The following is a 16,028-nucleotide window of genomic DNA, read 5'->3' as shown; positions in this document are numbered from 1 at the left end:
CGTCGCCGCTCCCAGAAGGAGTGAGCAATGGATTATCGAACAGCGACCCCTGCCGATCTTGCCGAGATCTTTCGCAATCTCTCCCTGCGCATGGCCGACCAGTACACTGCGGCCGGGCTCAACATCGAAGACGCCAAGGATGAATTCCTGATGAGCCTCAAGGAGGGCAGGGCCCACACTTTGCTGGATAGCGGAAACCCTGTTGCCATCATTGCGTGGCGGGAAACCGGCGATACCGCGCAAACGGCCTTTGCGGCCCATGAAAGCTTTTTCTCGCGAGGCAGCGTCCGGTTTTGCAAGGCGCACATCCGGCGTATCCAGGCGCTCTGCGGCAATCTGCCGATCGATTCGTTCAGTTGGTCCGATCGCCCCGAGATCGCGAAATGGTTCCGGATCCTCGGCTTCCGCGAAAAGGGCAAGGAGAAGGGATATACGGTCTACGAGCTGGATCGTGCCTTGCAGGCGTAGAAATGTTTTCGGGTTCGCTTCCTCACGAACTCTGATGCCGGTTCTTCATTTGTGACGACGGCAAACCAGTTCTCGCCCGTTTCTCATAGTGGAATGAAATACCACTTGAGGAACTTCTATAATGGTGAACCCTAAATTCGACCGTCCCGTGCCCATCCGCATCGATGATCCGCGCGATGTGCAAAACGCACGGGACGCCTACGACGTCCTGACCCATTGGCAAGGCATCCCGGACCTCGATCATACCGGTGCCATCGCAGTCTGCCGCAAGGCACTCAACGGCCAGCGCACCGGAAAGGAAGCCCGACAGGCCTTCCAGCGCTTTGCGCACAACAATCGCATCCTGGTGGATGATACGGCCGGCAGCGCGTTGCGTTCGCGCGGGCAGCGCTGACGGTATCGATCGCCGCGGTGCGATGGAGATACGCCAATGATCGAGCTGACGGACAAGGAGCTGCGCTTTCTCAAGCGCGTGCACAAGGTCACCCATTTCCCGTGGACGAACACGGTGAAAGCCGTGGACGGCAACGGCAAGGCGATGCGGCTGTCGCGGGCGACGTTCGAACGGCTGCGGGATGACGGCATTCTCATCCGCTCCTCCAGCGATATCACCTCAAACACCTACAAGCCGGTCAATGCCCCGGTGACACCGGAGGTCGAGGACGTGTTGTCCGATGCCTGACCGGAACCTTCGAAAGGCGGTGGCGGCAATTTTTGGAACGGCAACCGGCATTTGTCGTTCACCCTTCTCACAAGGGGAACATGACAATGCCTGTCAAACTCTACTGGACACTCTACACCAGCTGCCTGGTGGTCGGCATGAGCCTTGCGACGGTCATGGTGGTTACCTGGTAACAGGTTCCCTCCAGACGATAATCATGAGGTGTTATCGCGATACTTCAGCGGATACGGGCCAGCGGGGCGCCGCGCTTGCGGTGGCGCAACCACAGCAGGCCGATGTTGAGTGAAAAACCCGCGGCGAGCCCGGCAAGCCAGATGCCGGTGACGATTCTTGCAAGGCCTTGCGCGGCGCCATCACTGCTATAGCGGTATTCCTGCCAAATCCAGAAACACGAGATCACGAAGGCCAGGACGGCGACGGCAAGCAGGCTGGTCAGCCAGTTCCGCATCGCCAGCGTGCCGGCAAACGGGATGAGAAGGATCGCGGTTCCCGCAATCAAGAACATCGGTTCCATGGTCCGCCTCCGCAATCCTCTCTCATCCCGACCCCGGACCACTGTGCTCATGCAGGGAACACGGCCCACGCCCGCCAGGGCATGCTTTCTCTACAGCAAGCCCGACAGGCGGGATGTGAACCGCTTCACGGTCGAGGCGATGGCGGATCGGCGGAGGGGTAAGGCGATCGTACCGGCCTAGCGGTCCGGGCAGGTCTCGGGCAGGCCGTTCAGGCCCTGCTGGGCGGTCTGGAACGAGGCGGTGGTGGAGCCGTCCTTGCGGGTGAGCCGCACGACATAGATGCCGTCGAAATCGTCGCCCTGCCATTTCGGCACGGCATCGGGATCACCGTCGTTATCCTTCAGGATCTTGCGCGCCAGCTTGACCAGCTGCTTATGCTCCCAGGCGACGACGACGAGCGCGTTGGCGTAGGACTTGTCCTCGAGCTTGTCCTTGAGCTTGGAAATGTGCTCGACGCCGATGCCGGCGTTGACGGGCAGCCCGAACGCGATCGCCATCGGTTCGACCGTGGCCAGCGGCCTGACATAGTCATAGGCGGTGCCCTTGTCGGTTTTTTGCTCTGCCGGGTTGGGCGCAAAAATGGCGGCGGGAACCCCGAAACGCGCCTTGATCACGCCAGGCAGCCGCAAGGATCGGTTGAGGCCCTGGCAATTGAGCTGGCCCAGGCCCTGCGGCGGCTTTTCGCCATGGCGGATCAGGACGATGGTCTCGACGGTTTCGGCCGCGCCGGCCGGGCTGGTCGACAACGCGCCCGACAATGCCAGACCGATGCCGGCAGTCAGCGTGCACAAACGAACAGCATTCGAAAGCATCGTGTTTCCCGCGTTTCGGATTACAGGCGTCCACGATTGGCAATCGATGCCTCACGGGCCTGCTGCACCACGTAGAAGGCAAGCAGGATCGCCGCGTCAAGTTCGAACACCTCTTCCATCGCTGAAAGTGCATGCGAGGACGATGCGGAGATGTCGATAACCTGCGCCAGCCCGATGAAGGCGACATGCGCAAAGAACAGCGTGTGGGCCGAGAGGTGTCTCGGTTCGCTCCGGAATGCCTTGAGCAGTTGCATGGCAACAAAACCCGCCAGCGCGATCGAGGCTGCAAGCAAAAATCCCAGCAGGAGCCACGCAAGGATCGGACTCAGGTCGCGTGCAAGGCGAAAGGCGACGATCAGCAGGTCGTGAAAGCCGTCCAACTGCCCGCCGCCATAAAGCGGTGGCGGTTCAAAGCCGAACAGCCGCGAGCCGAAGCTGGTTTCGTCCATCAGTTCGGCGAAGCCGATCAGCCCGGCCAGCAGCAAGGGCAGTCGCAGTCCCCACATGGCCAGGCAAGCTGCGGCGCCGAACGCGGCCAGCGCGAAGAAGACCGCGGTGGCCATCTCGACGATGCCGTCTTCCTGCAGCAGCAAGGGACGAAGATCCGGCACTTCGACGGCGACGAGGGCCGCAATTGCCGTCACGACGCCGACGATCAGAAACGCCGACATCAACAGTCCGGATTGATCCATCCCGGGGGGAACATCGACGTTTGCCGAATGCCGGTCATGGAGACTTGTCGCCACGGTTCCTCTCCCTGTCGCAAAACAGTCATGGAAACGTCACCTATGTCCGGTTTCGGGCGAAGGGAGGGCGGGATCGTGGGCGGCTGAGCACTTCGTGATGCAGCCTGTAACGTTGCATGAGGCAGCAGGACTCAGTCTGCCTTGAGGATCCGGAAATGGTCAGGGTCCGCCGGGTCCCGGTCCGCCACCTGGATCGGTGGCCAGGTCCACTGCCAGACGCTGATGCCCGGCGTGCGGGAAAACCGGATCAGGCCGCGTGAGCCTTCGACCGCAACATGTGGCCAGGCTTCGGCTATCCGATCGCGATCCGTACCGTGAGAACGCAGCATCTCGGCGAGGACGGCGATGGTGTCATAGCCCTCGAAGGCGACGAAGGAAGGTGTTTCCGGCAAACGCCTGCGCAGGTGCCTTTCAACGCGTACGCCGAGCGGGCTCAGGCGCTCGGGCAGGTAGCGCAGGAACGGAATCCCCGTACCACCGGGCAGCGTCGCCAGGTCGGCAAGTTCCGGCTGCCCGGCGGGCGCACCGATCATGACCTGCGGCAGGCGCTCGCGCACAATCCTGACAAGGGACACCGCCGGCTCCGGATAGCCGACCAGCAGCAGCAGGGCAGTCGCGCGATGGCTGGCGAGTTCGTCGCAGAGCGCAAGAGGGGAGAGGGCGCGCGCGTCGAGTTCGATGACCGTTCCGCCATGCCGGTCAAGGCTGTCGCGCAGAATGCGGGCACCTGAAGCCCAGTAGACGCTTTGATCGAGCGCCAATGCGATCCGGCTGTGGCCGGTGGCGAGCAGGAAGTCCGCATAGATTTGCCAGCCGCGCGACTGCGGTGAGGCCAGTCGCGCAACCCACTGCGTCGGCTGCTCGGTCAGCGTGTCCAGAACTGCCGACGAGCAGAGGAACGGCAGGCGAAGGGCGTCGGCCCTGGCAGCGGCCGCTCGGGCAACGACGCTGTGGTATTCTCCCGCCAGGGCAACCACGCCAAGGCTCGCCAGTTCATCCGCCGCCGCAGCGGCTTTCCGGGGATCGGCCGCGGTGTCACGCACCACCAGTTGCAGCGGCCTTCCGGCAATGCCGCCGGCTTCGTTGACTTCGTCGGTAGCCAGTTCCAGTCCGGCGAGCAGATGCCGGCCTGCCTGGATCCAGCCCGGCGGGCTTAGCGGAGCGAGGACGCCGATCTGGATAGTGGACCCATCAGTCGTGTTCATGGGCTGTCTCTAACGGAATTGCCGTGGGTCGGAACAGGGACGGTGCAGTACAAGTTCAACAATCTGTATGGGTGTGCCGGCCGATACAGTAGGCTCCAGATCGATGTTCCCCGGCATTCGGATCTCTGCGTGACGGGCACACGGTCCTGGACTGTGGTTCGCGCTTTTCCTTGCCAGCCGTGAGCTGTTTCGGCATCTGGTGGAATCGTCGGAAGCAGTGAGCGGACCCATGACCAAGGACGAAGTCGCCAAGGACTATCTGGATTTCCTGAGAACGGGGCTGACCGTATTTACCTGGACGGCATTGTGCACGGCCGTGACGGTGTTCGCGTGGAGCCCGGAGATATTGGAATATGGGGTGCTGGCGCGATTGCTGGCGGCAATCGTCTCCTTCGTTGCCCTCACAACCACGATCGGCGGGGCCTACAGCCTGATCTTGTCCGCCTATGCGCTGCGCAAGAAAATCATGCCCCACGCCCCCTGGGCCATCCTGATGCCGGTGGCGTTCTTCGGGCCGATCGCCTTGTGGGTCTTCGGGCTGGCCGCGGTGTCGATCTTCGTGGTGCCGATGCTCAAGAACATCGCCCAGTACTAGGGTGTAACATCCGCGACCGTACCGGATGATGGCCTAGGTGTAAGCCAGACACCAACCGGGAGCGCGAACCCAACATCGCTCGGCCGGCAGCTCATCACTACGGTAAAGACGCGTCACCCTCTTGTGCTCCCCGCTCTCGAATGCCCTAACCAGCGCCCTTTCCGATTCCTCGTCACGCATTCCTTCACAGGGGAAGATGGCCACTGGCGAAATCCATCGCGCATAAAATTCCTGGTCCCTGCGCGTGACGAGAAACACCGCACCGCGAAGGTGCATGTTGCTCCAATTGCTGCTGGTAAATCCAAGATCTGTCGTAAGCGGCAGGATCAGCCTTCCGCCATCCTTGAGCTGGTCCAGCCAGATATCCGCCGGTCGGGTTGCGCCAGCATTCACATAGATCACATCGGCCGTATCGAAAGCAGCGGAACTGCCATCTGCCTGCATGACGGAAACGTTTGGATAGGCAGCGAGATTTGCTCTCGCAAGCACAGCAAGCTGCGGCTCGATCTCGATCGCCGTCACCCTGCCGGATGCGGCAACGAGGTTCGCCATGATCGCAGAATAATAGCCGGCACCGGCACCAACATGCACGACGTGCTCGCCTGCGCGCGTGGCGGCCTGCGAAAGCAGGAAGGCATGAAGCGAAGGCTGCCCATTGTTGACGTGGTGCTCCGGCATGATACCGACAATGTCATCCGTATAGAGGTAGACCGGGTCGGCGGACGGTGTCGGAACATAGGCTTTCCGCATCCGGAAGATCGGCCAGGGTCCAGGCCCAAGGAAATCCTCCCTGGGAACCTCTGCAAAGGCCCTTTCAACACGCTCGTCGACAACCCTGACAGCCGCCGTGATCTGCTTCGCATAAGCTCGTCGCACGATCTTCAATTCGTCGGGTGTCATCTGCGGAACTCACTCCAATGAAGGGCTTCTCCTGTTCGTAAGGCCGGGATGAGGTCATTTGTAGACCGACGGCTTCCATTGCGGCGAAGTCTCATCAAACCGCGTTGCTTGTCGGTCGCTGCCAGGTGTGATTTCCTGACCATGGACCGTTTTCATCGTTTTGGGGGAAGCATGAACACCCGGATCTTCGCTCGCATTGCCGCCATATCCATTGCCGCATTCTCAGCTCTCATCGTCATTGTCACTCCAGGCCTTGCCGATGCCACCAATCCGACGGCCGATATTGACGGCGCTGCCGACAACGCGCTGGTCAAACGATATGACGGCTCCTTCATCGTTTCCTACGAGAAGCTCGCCTACACCGATTTCACCTTGCCGCTCTCGGCGCTGAAGCCAAGTGAAGACCCGGATGCCCGCGACAAGAACAACAACCGGAAATTCGCACCCGAAAAAAAGGTCGAGGTCGAAGGCGCGCTCACGCGCATCGCGTATGTCCTGCCGCCGGACCGCTCGCCGCTCGAAGTGCTGCGCAATTATCAGGATGTGATCGCCCAGAAGGGCGGCGAGGTGCTGTTCGAATGCAAGAAGGAAGAATGCGGCGGCGCTGCCGATCGCGCTTCCGGCGGCGGCGGCAACGATATGAGCCTGACGATGTTCTTTTTCTACGACAGCGACCTGAAGGACGCCGACTTCAGCAATGGCAAATGCGCGCTCGCGTCGACGATCAGCGACCAGCGCTATTTCACGGCCAAGGTGCCGGAAGATGGCGGTGACGCCTATGTCGCGGTGCAGACCTACACCATGCTTGATGACCTCTACTGCAAGGAACTGAACGGCCGCACGGCAGCTGTGGTCCAGGTGCTGGAGCCCAAGGCGCGTGACAAGAAGATGGTCCTCGTCGAGGCTGCGAAGATGAACGAGTCGCTGTCGGCGACGGGATCGATTTCGCTCTACGGCATCTATTTCGACACCGACAAGGCAGACATCAAGCCGGAGTCCGACCCGACTTTGGCGGAGATCGCCAAGCTGCTGAAGAACGATCCGAAAATGGCCGTGCTCGTGGTTGGCCACACCGACAACCAGGGCAGCTTCGATCACAACGTCGACCTGTCGTCGCGTCGCGCGCAAGCGGTCAAGGCGGCGTTGGCGGCGAAATACGAAATTGACGAAAAGCGGCTTACAGCCGCCGGTGCCGGCATGATGGCGCCGATCGCTTCCAACGACAATGACGAAGGCCGTGCCAAGAACCGTCGTGTTGTTCTGGTCAAGGCGAACTGACCGATGAGCAGCGGGCAGATTTCCACGCACCGGCATATCGCGCGGGTGCGTGAGCTTTTGGGTGGGTTCGCCATCGAAATGATCCGGCGCGGCGACAAGCATGACGCTAGCAAGTTCGATCCGATCGAAATGGATCTGATAGAAGCCTGGGAAGAGATGATCGAGCGGGAGGGGCCTGCGGAATTCGGTTCCGAGGAGTATGAGCGCCGTCTCAACCTGATTGCACCGATGCTCGCGCACCATCACGCCAACAATTCGCATCATCCCGAGCACTATACGGATGGTGTGGCTGGCATGGATCTGATCGATCTCGTCGAGATGTTTTTCGACTGGAAGGCCGCGAGCGAGAGGGGCGGCGCTACCATTTTCGACGTCGAGCCGGCTATCGCCAGATATGGCGTCGAACCGCAGCTTGCATCCATTCTTCGAAATACCGCCAGCCGCTTTCAGGGCAGGTAGCCTGGGGTAAGCTGACCTCGAGCCACCCCGCATCGGGAAATGGGCCGGAGCAGGAGTTCAAACATGGTCGCCGACTACATCGACCAGTTCATCATGTTCTGCGCCGGGATCTGGATGTCCGGAATAGGGTTTGGGCTGCTCGCGTTCCCTCTCCAGGCCAGTCGCAGTCAGTCGGGATGGTGGGAACACCTGATCGGACATTTCAAGTGGATGGGCCCACTTCTTGTCGTCATCGCCATCGTGCTGGCTGTCGCCAAATAGACTGCCTTGTGGTCAATCCATTTCCCGAGCTGGAAGAGATCACCTCTCGTCCTGATGATCCGCAAGTCGCAGGCTTTCCGCGATGCGCACCGGCTGAAACGCGATGCAGTCGAGGCGATCGAACGTCGCGTGGATGGTGCCGGTGAAACGTTCCGCGAATGACCTGGCCTGCTGCTCGGCATCAGGCCTGATGTCGGATGCCAGTGTCACATGCGGCGTCCATGCGTCCGGCCGGTAGTAAGGATGGCAGAGCGCGGGATCGATCGCCGCATGGATCAGGGCGTGCAGGCGCAACAGGTCCGTGTTTGGTGCGGGGGCGAGCCAGAAGACCAACGGATCGCCCTCGAATGTCGCGATATGATCGAAGCTGCAGCGGACGACTTGCGCGCCGATGGCGGCGCGGGTTGCCGCGATCGCCTGCTGTTCGGAAACGTCGTTGCCCTGGTAGATCGCCAGGGTCAGGTGCGGATGATAGCCCAGCCCGCGTTGCGACGGCGCATGCTCGTATGCGCCGAAGCCGTCCCAGAGGCGATGGATCGGTGCCGCCGTCGCATTGTCGATTGCCAGGCTGATGGCCATCGGCATGGCAAATCTCCGCCATGGTTGAATGTGCCGAAATCAAGCCGGGCGGGATGAGTAAATCTCACCGCCATCGCCAGCTAAACTCCTTTGACGAGACAAATTCGCCGGACCGACAATTCCCGCAGGCACCACGCCAATACAAGAGGGGGGATTGCGATGCTCACGAGACGCGAATTGCTGGTTACGGCGACTTCGGCGCTGACGGTTGGTGCGCTGGGCGGGGTGGCCTTCGCGGAGCCAGACGAGGCTCTGATCGCTCGGGCCCGCGAAGAAGGCAGCATCACCTGGTACACCGGCATCGTGGTCAATCAGCTGGTGCGGCCGGTGGCGGCTGGTTTCAAGCAGCGCTACGGCATCGATGTGCGATTTACCTCGGTCACCGAAGCGGAGACCGTGCTGCGCATGCGCAGCGAGGCCAATGCCGGCCTGAACCTGGCCGACCTGTTCGATTCCTCTGGCGCGGTGTTTCCGCCGCTGCGGGCCTCCGGGCTTGTCGGTCAGTTCCAGCCCTCAAATGCCGCTTCGTTTTCGCCGGATATGAAAGACAAGGACGGCTACTACACTGCCATTTATTCGATCTATCTGACCACGGGCTACAACACGGACCTGGTCAGCGAAGACGAAGCACCCAAGAAGTATGAGGACCTGCTCGATCCGAAGTGGGAGGGCAAAATGGCCTGGGCAGATACGCCCGCATTGTCGGGACCTGCCGGCTTCATCGCCAATGTGCTGGACGTCATGGGCGACGAAAAAGGCATGGACTATCTGAAGCGCCTGTCGAAGCAGAGGATCGTCAACGTCGCCGGCAACCAGCGTGTGGTTCTGGATAACGTCATCGCCGGCCAATATCCGATCGGTCTGATGATCTACAATCATCAGACCTACATCAGCCGCGCCAAGGGAGCGCCGGTGAAAGCTGCGCGGACCGAGCCGTTTGTCGGCCATCTCGGCGCGATCTTCCTTGCCAAGAATGCGCCGCATCCGAACGCCGCCAGGCTGTTCATCGAATATCTCTGCTCGCCGGAAGGGCAGGCGCTGGTGCGCGAGGCGGGTTATCCGCCCGCCGACCCGCGCGTCCCGCCGAAGGAGCCCGGAACCAGCCCGGTTACGGCGGGCTTCAAGTACAGGATGATGACGCCTGCGGATGCCGGCGAGCCGCTGGCAAAATGGGTCGGCATCTACAACGAACTGTTCAAGGCTTAGCTCGGCGTTCTGCCGGGCGCCCGCGGCTACGCCACTTCGAGCGTGTCCTCAAGTTTGGGGATCCCAGCGCTTTCGGCCCCGGCGATGATGCTGTCGAGCAGGCCTGGGAAGCGCTGGTCGAGTTCCTCGCGCCGCAGCGTGAGAAAGCGCTGCGTGCCGACCGCTTCGGTACGGGTGACGCCGGCTTCGCGCAGCTTGGCCAGGTGGTAGCTGAGATTGGTCTTCGAACCCAATGCCAGGAAGCGGCTGCAGTTCATCCGCCCCTTGCCATCCTGGCAGCGCGCGAGGTGCGCGACGATGGCCAGCCTTGTCGGATCCCCCAGCACGGAAAGCACCAGCGGCAGGCTGATCTGATCGGCGGTCGGGTGGGGCAGGGTCATCGACATGCGCTCAAGGTAGGGGCGTTTTCGGGCTGATTCAATGCGCCGGCAAACCGCACGCCTGGATCATCCGCTGACATGATGCTGGCAGGAGCCTTGTGCCATGGAATTGAAAAACCGCCAAGCCTTGTTCAAATATTCAATGTTTTTTGAACAAAGCCTGGCGCGAGTGATTGACAAATCGTCGGGTCAGGTTCAATTGTTCAATAATCTTTGAACCAAGGATATCCCATGGACAAGCGCCTCTACTGGCTCGCGCTCGGCTCGTTCACCATTTCGACCGAGGGCTTCGTCATTTCCGCCCTGCTGCCGGAGATTGCAGCGGATGCCGGCATCTCGGTGCCGGTGGCGGGCGTGCTGATTACCGCTTTCGCGCTGGCCTATGCCGTTGGCGCGCCGGTGCTGGCGACGCTGACAGGTGACTGGGATCGCCGCCGTATCATCTTGTCGACGCTGGTCTTCTTCGTGCTGGGCAACGTCGTGGCCGGGCTCTCTTCGTCCTTCGCCGTGCTGCTCGCGGCGCGCATCGTCATGGCTCTGGCGTCCGGACTGTTTGCCGCGACCGCGCAGGCAACGGCGGTGGCGCTGGTCGATGCGCATCACCGTGCCCGCGCCATTTCCGTGGTCGTCGGTGGCACCACCGTCGCGGTGGCAGTGGGAGCACCATTGGGTGCGCTGCTGGGCACCTTCGCCGGCTGGCGCGGTACCTTCTTTGCGGTCGCGGCGCTCGGCACGCTGGCAGCGCTCGTTCTGGCATGGCGCTTGCCGCGTGGCCTGGTCGGGATCCGGTTGCCGCTCAGCGAGCGGCTGAAGGCAGCGCTGCGCCCCGGCGTGTTGCCGATCCTCGCCCAGACCCTGTTGATCCTGACGGGGGCGTTCACGGTCTTCGCCTACATCGCGCCGCTGGCGGTCGAAGGGGCGGGGCTAACCGAAATCGCCGTGCCGGGCCTGCTGCTTGCCTTCGGCGTCGGCGCCGTCCTCGGCAACATCACGGGCGGCCAGATGGCGGATCGTTTTGGCGCCACGCGCACCGTTGCATGGTCGTTCGGGCTGGTCACGATCGTTCTGGCGCTGATCTCTGCGGTGCCGGTTCTGCCGCGTCCGCTCGCCGGGCCTGCGCTGTTCGTGTTGATCGCGGCCTGGGGCCTGATCGGCTGGGCTTTCCCGCCGGCCCAGGCCAGCCGCATCGTGAAGCTGGCTCCGGAAGCCGCGCCGATCGTGCTTTCGCTCAACGCCTCCGCGCTCTATCTCGGCGTGGCGCTGGGAGCGGTGGTCGGCGGCGTGGTGTTGCAATATGGCGGCACGGTCGATCTCGGCATTGCCGCTGCCCTGTTCCCGCTCGCTGGGCTTGCTTTGCTGTTTCTCAGCCTGCGCGTTTCACGGCCATCAACGATGCCGGCCGAATAAGCTCAGGCCGGCCTCTTTCCATCAAGGCTCCGGGACGAGAACCAGACATCGCCGAAAATGGCGGTGGCGGTTGCGTCGGGAGCCTTTTCTTCTGTGATGAAGACAGAACGGCTGCGCTTGGCCCCGTCGGAAGTCGGTATCTTGATGGGCGAGCTATCTGGTCCGGCCTGCGAAGCGCCGACGCAGGGAATGAACCAGGAGCGCATGAAGGGCTGGCAGGCAAAGCCTTTCTCAAACCGCGTTACCATGACGGCAAGACCGATCGTTTCTGCCGGCCGCCACGGGAAAACCAGCCGGCCTCCCAGTTTCAGTGCCTGTAGCCAGGATGCGGGTGGGGCAACGACCCCGGCATTGACATAGATGAGATCCGACGGCGGCAATTCGGCATGCACGGCATCATCGTGAACCACGCTCACAGTGTCGAAGCCGGCGAGGTTTTCGATCGCGCGGGCTGCGAGATGCTCCTCATATTCATAGGCCGTTACCTTGCCGCCGGGAGCCACAAGCCGGGATAGGATGGCGCTGTAGTAGCCGGTGCCGGCGCCGATATGGGTGACTTGCTCGCCGGGCTTCGGCGCTGCCTTTGTCATCCACATGGCATGCAGCAAGGGTTCGCCATTGTTGATGCCCTTGTCGCGGTCCAGCGCCACGAGATGGTTCTGGTAAAGGTGGACCGGGTCGGCGCTGGGTGTTTCGATGGCATGACGGCCGGAAGTCCAGGGCGTGACGATCACCGTCCAGGGGCCGGGGCCCAGAAAGTCTTCGCGCGGGATTTCGGCAAAGGCCTCCTCAAGGCGCGGATCCTGCGCGCCGGCATGCGCGGCAAGCAGGCGGGCATAGAAATGGCGGGCTTCGGCAACAGAGGTCATGTCTCTTGAAAACCTTGCAGCGGCGCTGGCATTAGAGCGTTTCCGTTTTTCACGGAAACGCGGAAACGCTCTGGCTTTTGTTTTACGCAATTCCGGACGCAAAATCGCTGCGCATTTGCTGGAATTGCTCTATGCCATGCCGCCGCAAGCTTATCCTATTTTCGAGATCGCCGTATTGCGGCCGCCTCAGGCGAGGCCGGTAAAAGTGTCGTAGAGCAGCTTGAAGTTGAGCGACAGGATCAGCGCCGCGACGATCCACGCAAGAACCGCGACCCACCGGGAGATGGCGAACGAGCCCATCTTGTTGCGGTCAGACACAAAGTGAACCAACGGGATAACGGCGAAGGGAAGCTGCATCGACAGTATCACCTGGCTGAGCACCAGGAGTTCCGCGGTGCCCTTTTCGCCGTAGAGCGCAGTGACGACCACCACCGGGATGATGGCGAGACCGCGGGTAAGCAGCCGGCGTGCCCATTGCGGAATGCGCAGATGCAGGAAACCTTCCATCACGATCTGGCCGGCCAGTGTCGCTGTCACCGTCGAGTTGAGACCCGAAGCGAGCAGCGCAATGGCGAACAGCGTCGAGGCGATGCCGAGGCCAAGCAGCGGCGACAGCAGTTCGTAGGCCTGGCCGATCTCGGCGACATTCTGGCTGCCGCTGCCATGGAAGGCGACCGCCGAGACGATGAGAATGGCGGCGTTGACGAACAGCGCCAGCATCAGGGCGATGGTGGAATCCAGCGTCGCCCATTTGATGGCATCGCGCTTGCCGGGTTCGGTGCGCGGATAGGCGCGGGTCTGAACGATGGAGGAGTGCAGATAGAGGTTGTGCGGCATCACGGTCGCGCCAATGATGCCCATGGCGATGTAAAGCATGGCCGGATTGGTGACGATCTCGGGCGAGGGCACGAACAGGCCATGCAGGATTGAGCCGGGTTCGGGTGCTGCCGCGAAGATCTGGATGGCAAAGCAGCCAAAGATGATGACGAGCAAGGCGACGACGAAGGCTTCGAGATAACGGAAGCCCTTGTTCATCAACAGAAGCACCAGGAAGGCGTCGAGCGCTGTGATGAGCGCGCCGCCGATGAGCGGGATGCCGAACAGAAGATTGAGCGCGATGGCGGTGCCGATCACTTCGGCGAGGTCACAGGCGATGATGGCGAGTTCGCAGGCCACCCAAAGCGCATAGGCGACGGGCTTGGGATAGTAGGCCCGGCAGGCCTGGGCGAGGTCGCGGCCGGTGGCGATACCGAGCCGCGCGGCAAGGGCCTGCAGAAGGATCGCCATCAGGTTGGACAGCATGATGACGAAGAGCAGCGTGTAGCCGAACTGGGCGCCGCCAGCGAGGTCGGTGGCCCAGTTGCCGGGGTCCATATAGCCGACCGACACCATGTAGCCGGGGCCCATGAAGGCGAACAGGCGCCGCAACCATGTTCCGGTCGTCGGCACGGCGATGGTGGAATTGACCTCCGGCAGGCTCGGCCGCCCGTCGCCCATGGGCCGGAAGAAAGCCCTTTCGGAAGGCATCGTTTCGGTGGCGCCCGCGTCTTGCATGCGAAGTCCTGCTGGAGTCTGGAAGTTGCATGCAGAACTTATGCCGCTGCTCAACATTATGCAATATGCTATATTTCATTGTCTTGGCTTTTTGATCAGCCGCCGATTCTCGCTTAAAGGCGACGAAGGCTGCTTCAACCGAATGCGAAAAGCGCCAAGAAGGCCGAATTGCCGGCTGAAAACATAACAGGCACTGAAAAATCAGAGCCTGTGCTATAAATGCCAAAGGCCGGATCAGCCGGCTGCCGACATCAAGGAGAAGCGATTGGCGTCGAGACCGAGATCCGTCCCGCGCGACGAGCCGCTGCCGGATGCCGAAGTGCATTCGGAAGGGTTCCGGCACACCCGCGAAGCGCGCCGCAGCGCGCTGGTGGAGGACTATGTCGAATTGATCGCCGACCTGATCGAAGACGGCAATGAAGCGCGCCAGGTCGATATCGCCGCACGGCTCGGCGTGGCGCAGCCGACGGTCGCCAAGATGCTGACCCGGCTGTGCGCCGACGGGCTGGTGTCGCGCAAGCCGTATCGCGGCGTGTTCCTGACGGAAGCGGGGCGCAAGGTGGCCGACGAAAGCCGGATCCGCCACCAGACCGTGGAAGCGTTCCTGCGTGCGCTCGGTGTCAGTGCCGAAACCGCACGCATCGATGCGGAAGGCATCGAGCACCATGTCAGCGCCGAAACGCTAGAAGCAATACAGCGCGCCATGGCCAAAGGGCTGTAGCGGTCGCATTGACTTGACGCAGCAATTGCTGATGTCCTGCTCGTGAAGGTCGCCGCAAGCGTCCGATACCGAGGGGACATGAATGAGCCATACGCAGTCCAGCGCTGAAACACTTCATCATCATCGTCGGAAGATGACAGGGCGTGACCCGCACGAACAGCATCGCGTCGCTACACCGCTGGAGCTCTTGTTTGATCTCACCTTCGTTTTGGCCTTTGGGCAGGCGGCGGCGCAGTTTGCGCACGCATTGGCGGCGGGGCACTACGCCGTTGCGCTGATCGGCTTCGGCTTCGCGACCTTCGCGATCTGCTGGGCCTGGATCAATTTCTCCTGGTTCGCCTCGGCCTACGATACCGACGACTGGATCTTCCGCATTGTCACCATGGTGCAGATGATCGGCGTGCTGGTGCTGGCAATCGGCCTGCCACGCATGTTCGCCTCGATCGAGCACGGACAACATCTCGACAATTCGGTCATGGTGTTGGGTTACGTGATCATGCGCCTCGCCATGCTCACGCAATGGCTGCGCGCCGCGAACCAGGATCCGGCCCGGCGCCGAGCCTGCCTGACCTACGCCATTGCGATCTCGATCGCGCAAGTGGGCTGGATCATCCAGATCATCGCGGATTTTCCTGTCGGCATCAGCATCGTATTGGCCGCCGTACTGGGACTTGTCGAGCTATCGGGACCCATTCTGGCCGAACGCAAGGATGGTGGCACGCCTTGGCATGCCCATCATATCGCGGAACGCTACAGTCTTTTCGCCATCATCGCGTTGGGCGAGGGCGTGGTGGGTACGGTGGCGACGCTGTCCGCCGTCGTCGAGAAACAGGGCTGGAGTCTGGATGCGGCACTGATCTGTGTGGCAGGCATGGGCCTCACATTTGGGCTGTGGTGGATCTATTACCTGCTGCCTTCCGCACAGGTGCTTCATGTCCACCGCGAACGCTGTTTCGTGTGGGGTTATGCCCATGTGGCGATCATCGCCGCCATTGTCGCTACCGGTGCAGGACTGGACGTGGCGGCAGCCTTTATCGACGGCAAATCCCAGATCGGTCCCCTGGCGACGGTGCTTGCCACGGCGGTTCCCGTGTCGATCTTCATAATCTCGGTCTACGCGCTCTACTACTATCTCGTGCGCCGCTTCGATTCACTCCATTTCTGGCTGCTGCTTGCCAGCGTCGGCGTGATGGCCGTGGCCATCGCAGCAGCAGCTTCAGGCATCGGCATGGCCACTTGCCTGATCATCGTCATGCTGGCGCCGGTCGTCACGGTCGTGGGCTATGAAGTGCTCGGGCATCGTCATCAGGCGGATGCGCTGGCCGGCGACGAAAACCGGGCGTCTCATTGAGCTCGGAAGAACCGCGGAGCCGGCGGATTTCGTACCCGTC

20 protein-coding genes and 1 pseudogene are annotated in these 16,028 nt (G+C 61.8%); 12 read left to right on the top strand and 9 right to left on the bottom strand.

Features of this window, described 5'->3' with window-relative positions:
- The first annotated feature begins 27 nt into the window (after positions 1-27).
- The 3 genes from AC3WTO_RS17315 (at position 28) to AC3WTO_RS17305 (ending at position 1,150) form a co-directional block, all read left to right on the top strand.
- Positions 28-468 (top strand): hypothetical protein, encoded by a 441-nt coding sequence (locus tag AC3WTO_RS17315; RefSeq protein ID WP_492461980.1) that lies wholly within the window; start codon positions 28-30, stop codon positions 466-468.
- 121 nt (positions 469-589) lie between these two features.
- Positions 590-862: a DUF982 domain-containing protein gene (locus tag AC3WTO_RS17310; RefSeq protein ID WP_492461979.1), complete on the top strand. Its 273-nt coding sequence runs from the start codon at positions 590-592 to the stop codon at positions 860-862.
- Between the two features lie 36 nt (positions 863-898).
- A complete protein-coding gene (locus tag AC3WTO_RS17305; protein ID WP_492461978.1) occupies positions 899-1,150 on the top strand; it encodes a hypothetical protein in 252 nt (83 codons plus the stop codon).
- A gap of 217 nt (positions 1,151-1,367) precedes the next feature.
- Here the strand turns inward: AC3WTO_RS17305 and AC3WTO_RS17300 are convergent, their stop codons facing one another.
- From AC3WTO_RS17300 to AC3WTO_RS17285, 4 genes are all read right to left on the bottom strand, one after another.
- Entirely contained in the window at positions 1,368-1,664 is a 297-nt protein-coding gene (locus AC3WTO_RS17300) for a hypothetical protein (protein ID WP_492461977.1), read from the bottom strand.
- Positions 1,665-1,841: 177 nt separating this feature from the next.
- On the bottom strand, positions 1,842-2,477 hold the full coding sequence (locus AC3WTO_RS17295) for a hypothetical protein (protein WP_492461976.1): 636 nt from the start codon (positions 2,475-2,477) through the stop codon (positions 1,842-1,844).
- Between the two features lie 20 nt (positions 2,478-2,497).
- The gene (locus AC3WTO_RS17290) at positions 2,498-3,148 is read right to left on the bottom strand and encodes a hypothetical protein (RefSeq protein WP_492558423.1); all 651 of its coding nucleotides are present in this window, start codon (positions 3,146-3,148) and stop codon (positions 2,498-2,500) included.
- Between the two features lie 206 nt (positions 3,149-3,354).
- Entirely contained in the window at positions 3,355-4,428 is a 1,074-nt protein-coding gene (locus tag AC3WTO_RS17285) for an ABC transporter substrate-binding protein (protein ID WP_492461974.1), read from the bottom strand.
- Positions 4,429-4,657: 229 nt separating this feature from the next.
- Between AC3WTO_RS17285 and AC3WTO_RS17280 the strand changes: the two genes are divergently transcribed.
- Positions 4,658-5,023 carry a hypothetical protein gene (locus tag AC3WTO_RS17280; RefSeq protein ID WP_492461973.1) on the top strand — a complete coding sequence of 122 codons (366 nt, stop codon included), beginning with the start codon at positions 4,658-4,660 and terminating at the stop codon, positions 5,021-5,023.
- A gap of 33 nt (positions 5,024-5,056) precedes the next feature.
- Here AC3WTO_RS17280 and AC3WTO_RS17275 read toward each other — a convergent pair whose 3' ends face one another.
- Positions 5,057-5,923, bottom strand: a complete 867-nt coding sequence (locus AC3WTO_RS17275; protein WP_492461972.1) for a protein-L-isoaspartate O-methyltransferase family protein — start codon at positions 5,921-5,923, stop codon at positions 5,057-5,059.
- Between the two features lie 171 nt (positions 5,924-6,094).
- On the opposite strand from AC3WTO_RS17275, the gene AC3WTO_RS17270 reads away from it, so the two are divergent.
- From AC3WTO_RS17270 to AC3WTO_RS17260, 3 genes are all read left to right on the top strand, one after another.
- Positions 6,095-7,201 carry an OmpA family protein gene (locus tag AC3WTO_RS17270; RefSeq protein WP_492461971.1) on the top strand — a complete coding sequence of 369 codons (1,107 nt, stop codon included), beginning with the start codon at positions 6,095-6,097 and terminating at the stop codon, positions 7,199-7,201.
- A gap of 3 nt (positions 7,202-7,204) precedes the next feature.
- Positions 7,205-7,660 carry a DUF5662 family protein gene (locus AC3WTO_RS17265; protein ID WP_492461970.1) on the top strand — a complete coding sequence of 152 codons (456 nt, stop codon included), beginning with the start codon at positions 7,205-7,207 and terminating at the stop codon, positions 7,658-7,660.
- Between the two features lie 63 nt (positions 7,661-7,723).
- Entirely contained in the window at positions 7,724-7,921 is a 198-nt protein-coding gene (locus tag AC3WTO_RS17260; protein WP_492461968.1) for a hypothetical protein, read from the top strand.
- A 114-nt stretch (positions 7,922-8,035) separates the two neighbouring features.
- Here the strand turns inward: AC3WTO_RS17260 and AC3WTO_RS17255 are convergent.
- A pseudogene (locus AC3WTO_RS17255) lies at positions 8,036-8,500 on the bottom strand (2'-5' RNA ligase family protein); the annotation flags it as partial.
- Between the two features lie 159 nt (positions 8,501-8,659).
- On the opposite strand from AC3WTO_RS17255, the gene AC3WTO_RS17250 reads away from it, so the two are divergent.
- Positions 8,660-9,706, top strand: a complete 1,047-nt coding sequence (locus AC3WTO_RS17250; protein WP_492461967.1) for an ABC transporter substrate-binding protein — start codon at positions 8,660-8,662, stop codon at positions 9,704-9,706.
- A gap of 26 nt (positions 9,707-9,732) precedes the next feature.
- Here the strand turns inward: AC3WTO_RS17250 and AC3WTO_RS17245 are convergent, their stop codons facing one another.
- Entirely contained in the window at positions 9,733-10,086 is a 354-nt protein-coding gene (locus tag AC3WTO_RS17245) for an ArsR/SmtB family transcription factor (RefSeq protein ID WP_492461966.1), read from the bottom strand.
- Positions 10,087-10,317: 231 nt separating this feature from the next.
- Here AC3WTO_RS17245 and AC3WTO_RS17240 point away from each other — a divergent pair, with 231 nt between their 5' ends.
- Positions 10,318-11,493 (top strand): MFS transporter, encoded by a 1,176-nt coding sequence (locus tag AC3WTO_RS17240; protein WP_492461965.1) that lies wholly within the window; start codon positions 10,318-10,320, stop codon positions 11,491-11,493.
- 2 nt (positions 11,494-11,495) lie between these two features.
- Here AC3WTO_RS17240 and AC3WTO_RS17235 read toward each other — a convergent pair whose 3' ends face one another.
- Positions 11,496-12,362: a protein-L-isoaspartate O-methyltransferase family protein gene (locus AC3WTO_RS17235; RefSeq protein ID WP_492461964.1), complete on the bottom strand. Its 867-nt coding sequence runs from the start codon at positions 12,360-12,362 to the stop codon at positions 11,496-11,498.
- On the opposite strand from AC3WTO_RS17235, the gene AC3WTO_RS17230 reads away from it, so the two are divergent.
- A complete protein-coding gene (locus tag AC3WTO_RS17230) occupies positions 12,361-12,576 on the top strand; it encodes a hypothetical protein (RefSeq protein WP_492461963.1) in 216 nt (71 codons plus the stop codon). The two genes, AC3WTO_RS17235 and AC3WTO_RS17230, sit on opposite strands and share 2 nt — an antisense overlap.
- Here the strand turns inward: AC3WTO_RS17230 and AC3WTO_RS17225 are convergent.
- A complete protein-coding gene (locus AC3WTO_RS17225; RefSeq protein WP_492461962.1) occupies positions 12,549-13,916 on the bottom strand; it encodes an Nramp family divalent metal transporter in 1,368 nt (455 codons plus the stop codon). The two genes, AC3WTO_RS17230 and AC3WTO_RS17225, sit on opposite strands and share 28 nt — an antisense overlap.
- A 265-nt stretch (positions 13,917-14,181) precedes the next feature.
- Between AC3WTO_RS17225 and mntR the strand changes: the two genes are divergently transcribed.
- Together mntR and AC3WTO_RS17215 are read left to right on the top strand one after the other, a co-directional pair.
- The gene (gene mntR, locus AC3WTO_RS17220) at positions 14,182-14,637 is read left to right on the top strand and encodes a manganese-binding transcriptional regulator MntR (protein WP_379067905.1); all 456 of its coding nucleotides are present in this window, start codon (positions 14,182-14,184) and stop codon (positions 14,635-14,637) included.
- 82 nt (positions 14,638-14,719) lie between these two features.
- Positions 14,720-15,988 carry a low temperature requirement protein A gene (locus tag AC3WTO_RS17215; RefSeq protein ID WP_492461961.1) on the top strand — a complete coding sequence of 423 codons (1,269 nt, stop codon included), beginning with the start codon at positions 14,720-14,722 and terminating at the stop codon, positions 15,986-15,988.
- Positions 15,989-16,028 lie beyond the last annotated feature (40 nt).

The organism is Mesorhizobium sp. EU05-FHT14A09 (assembly GCF_058790995.1).
This window is presented reverse-complemented; position numbering and strand designations above follow the sequence as displayed.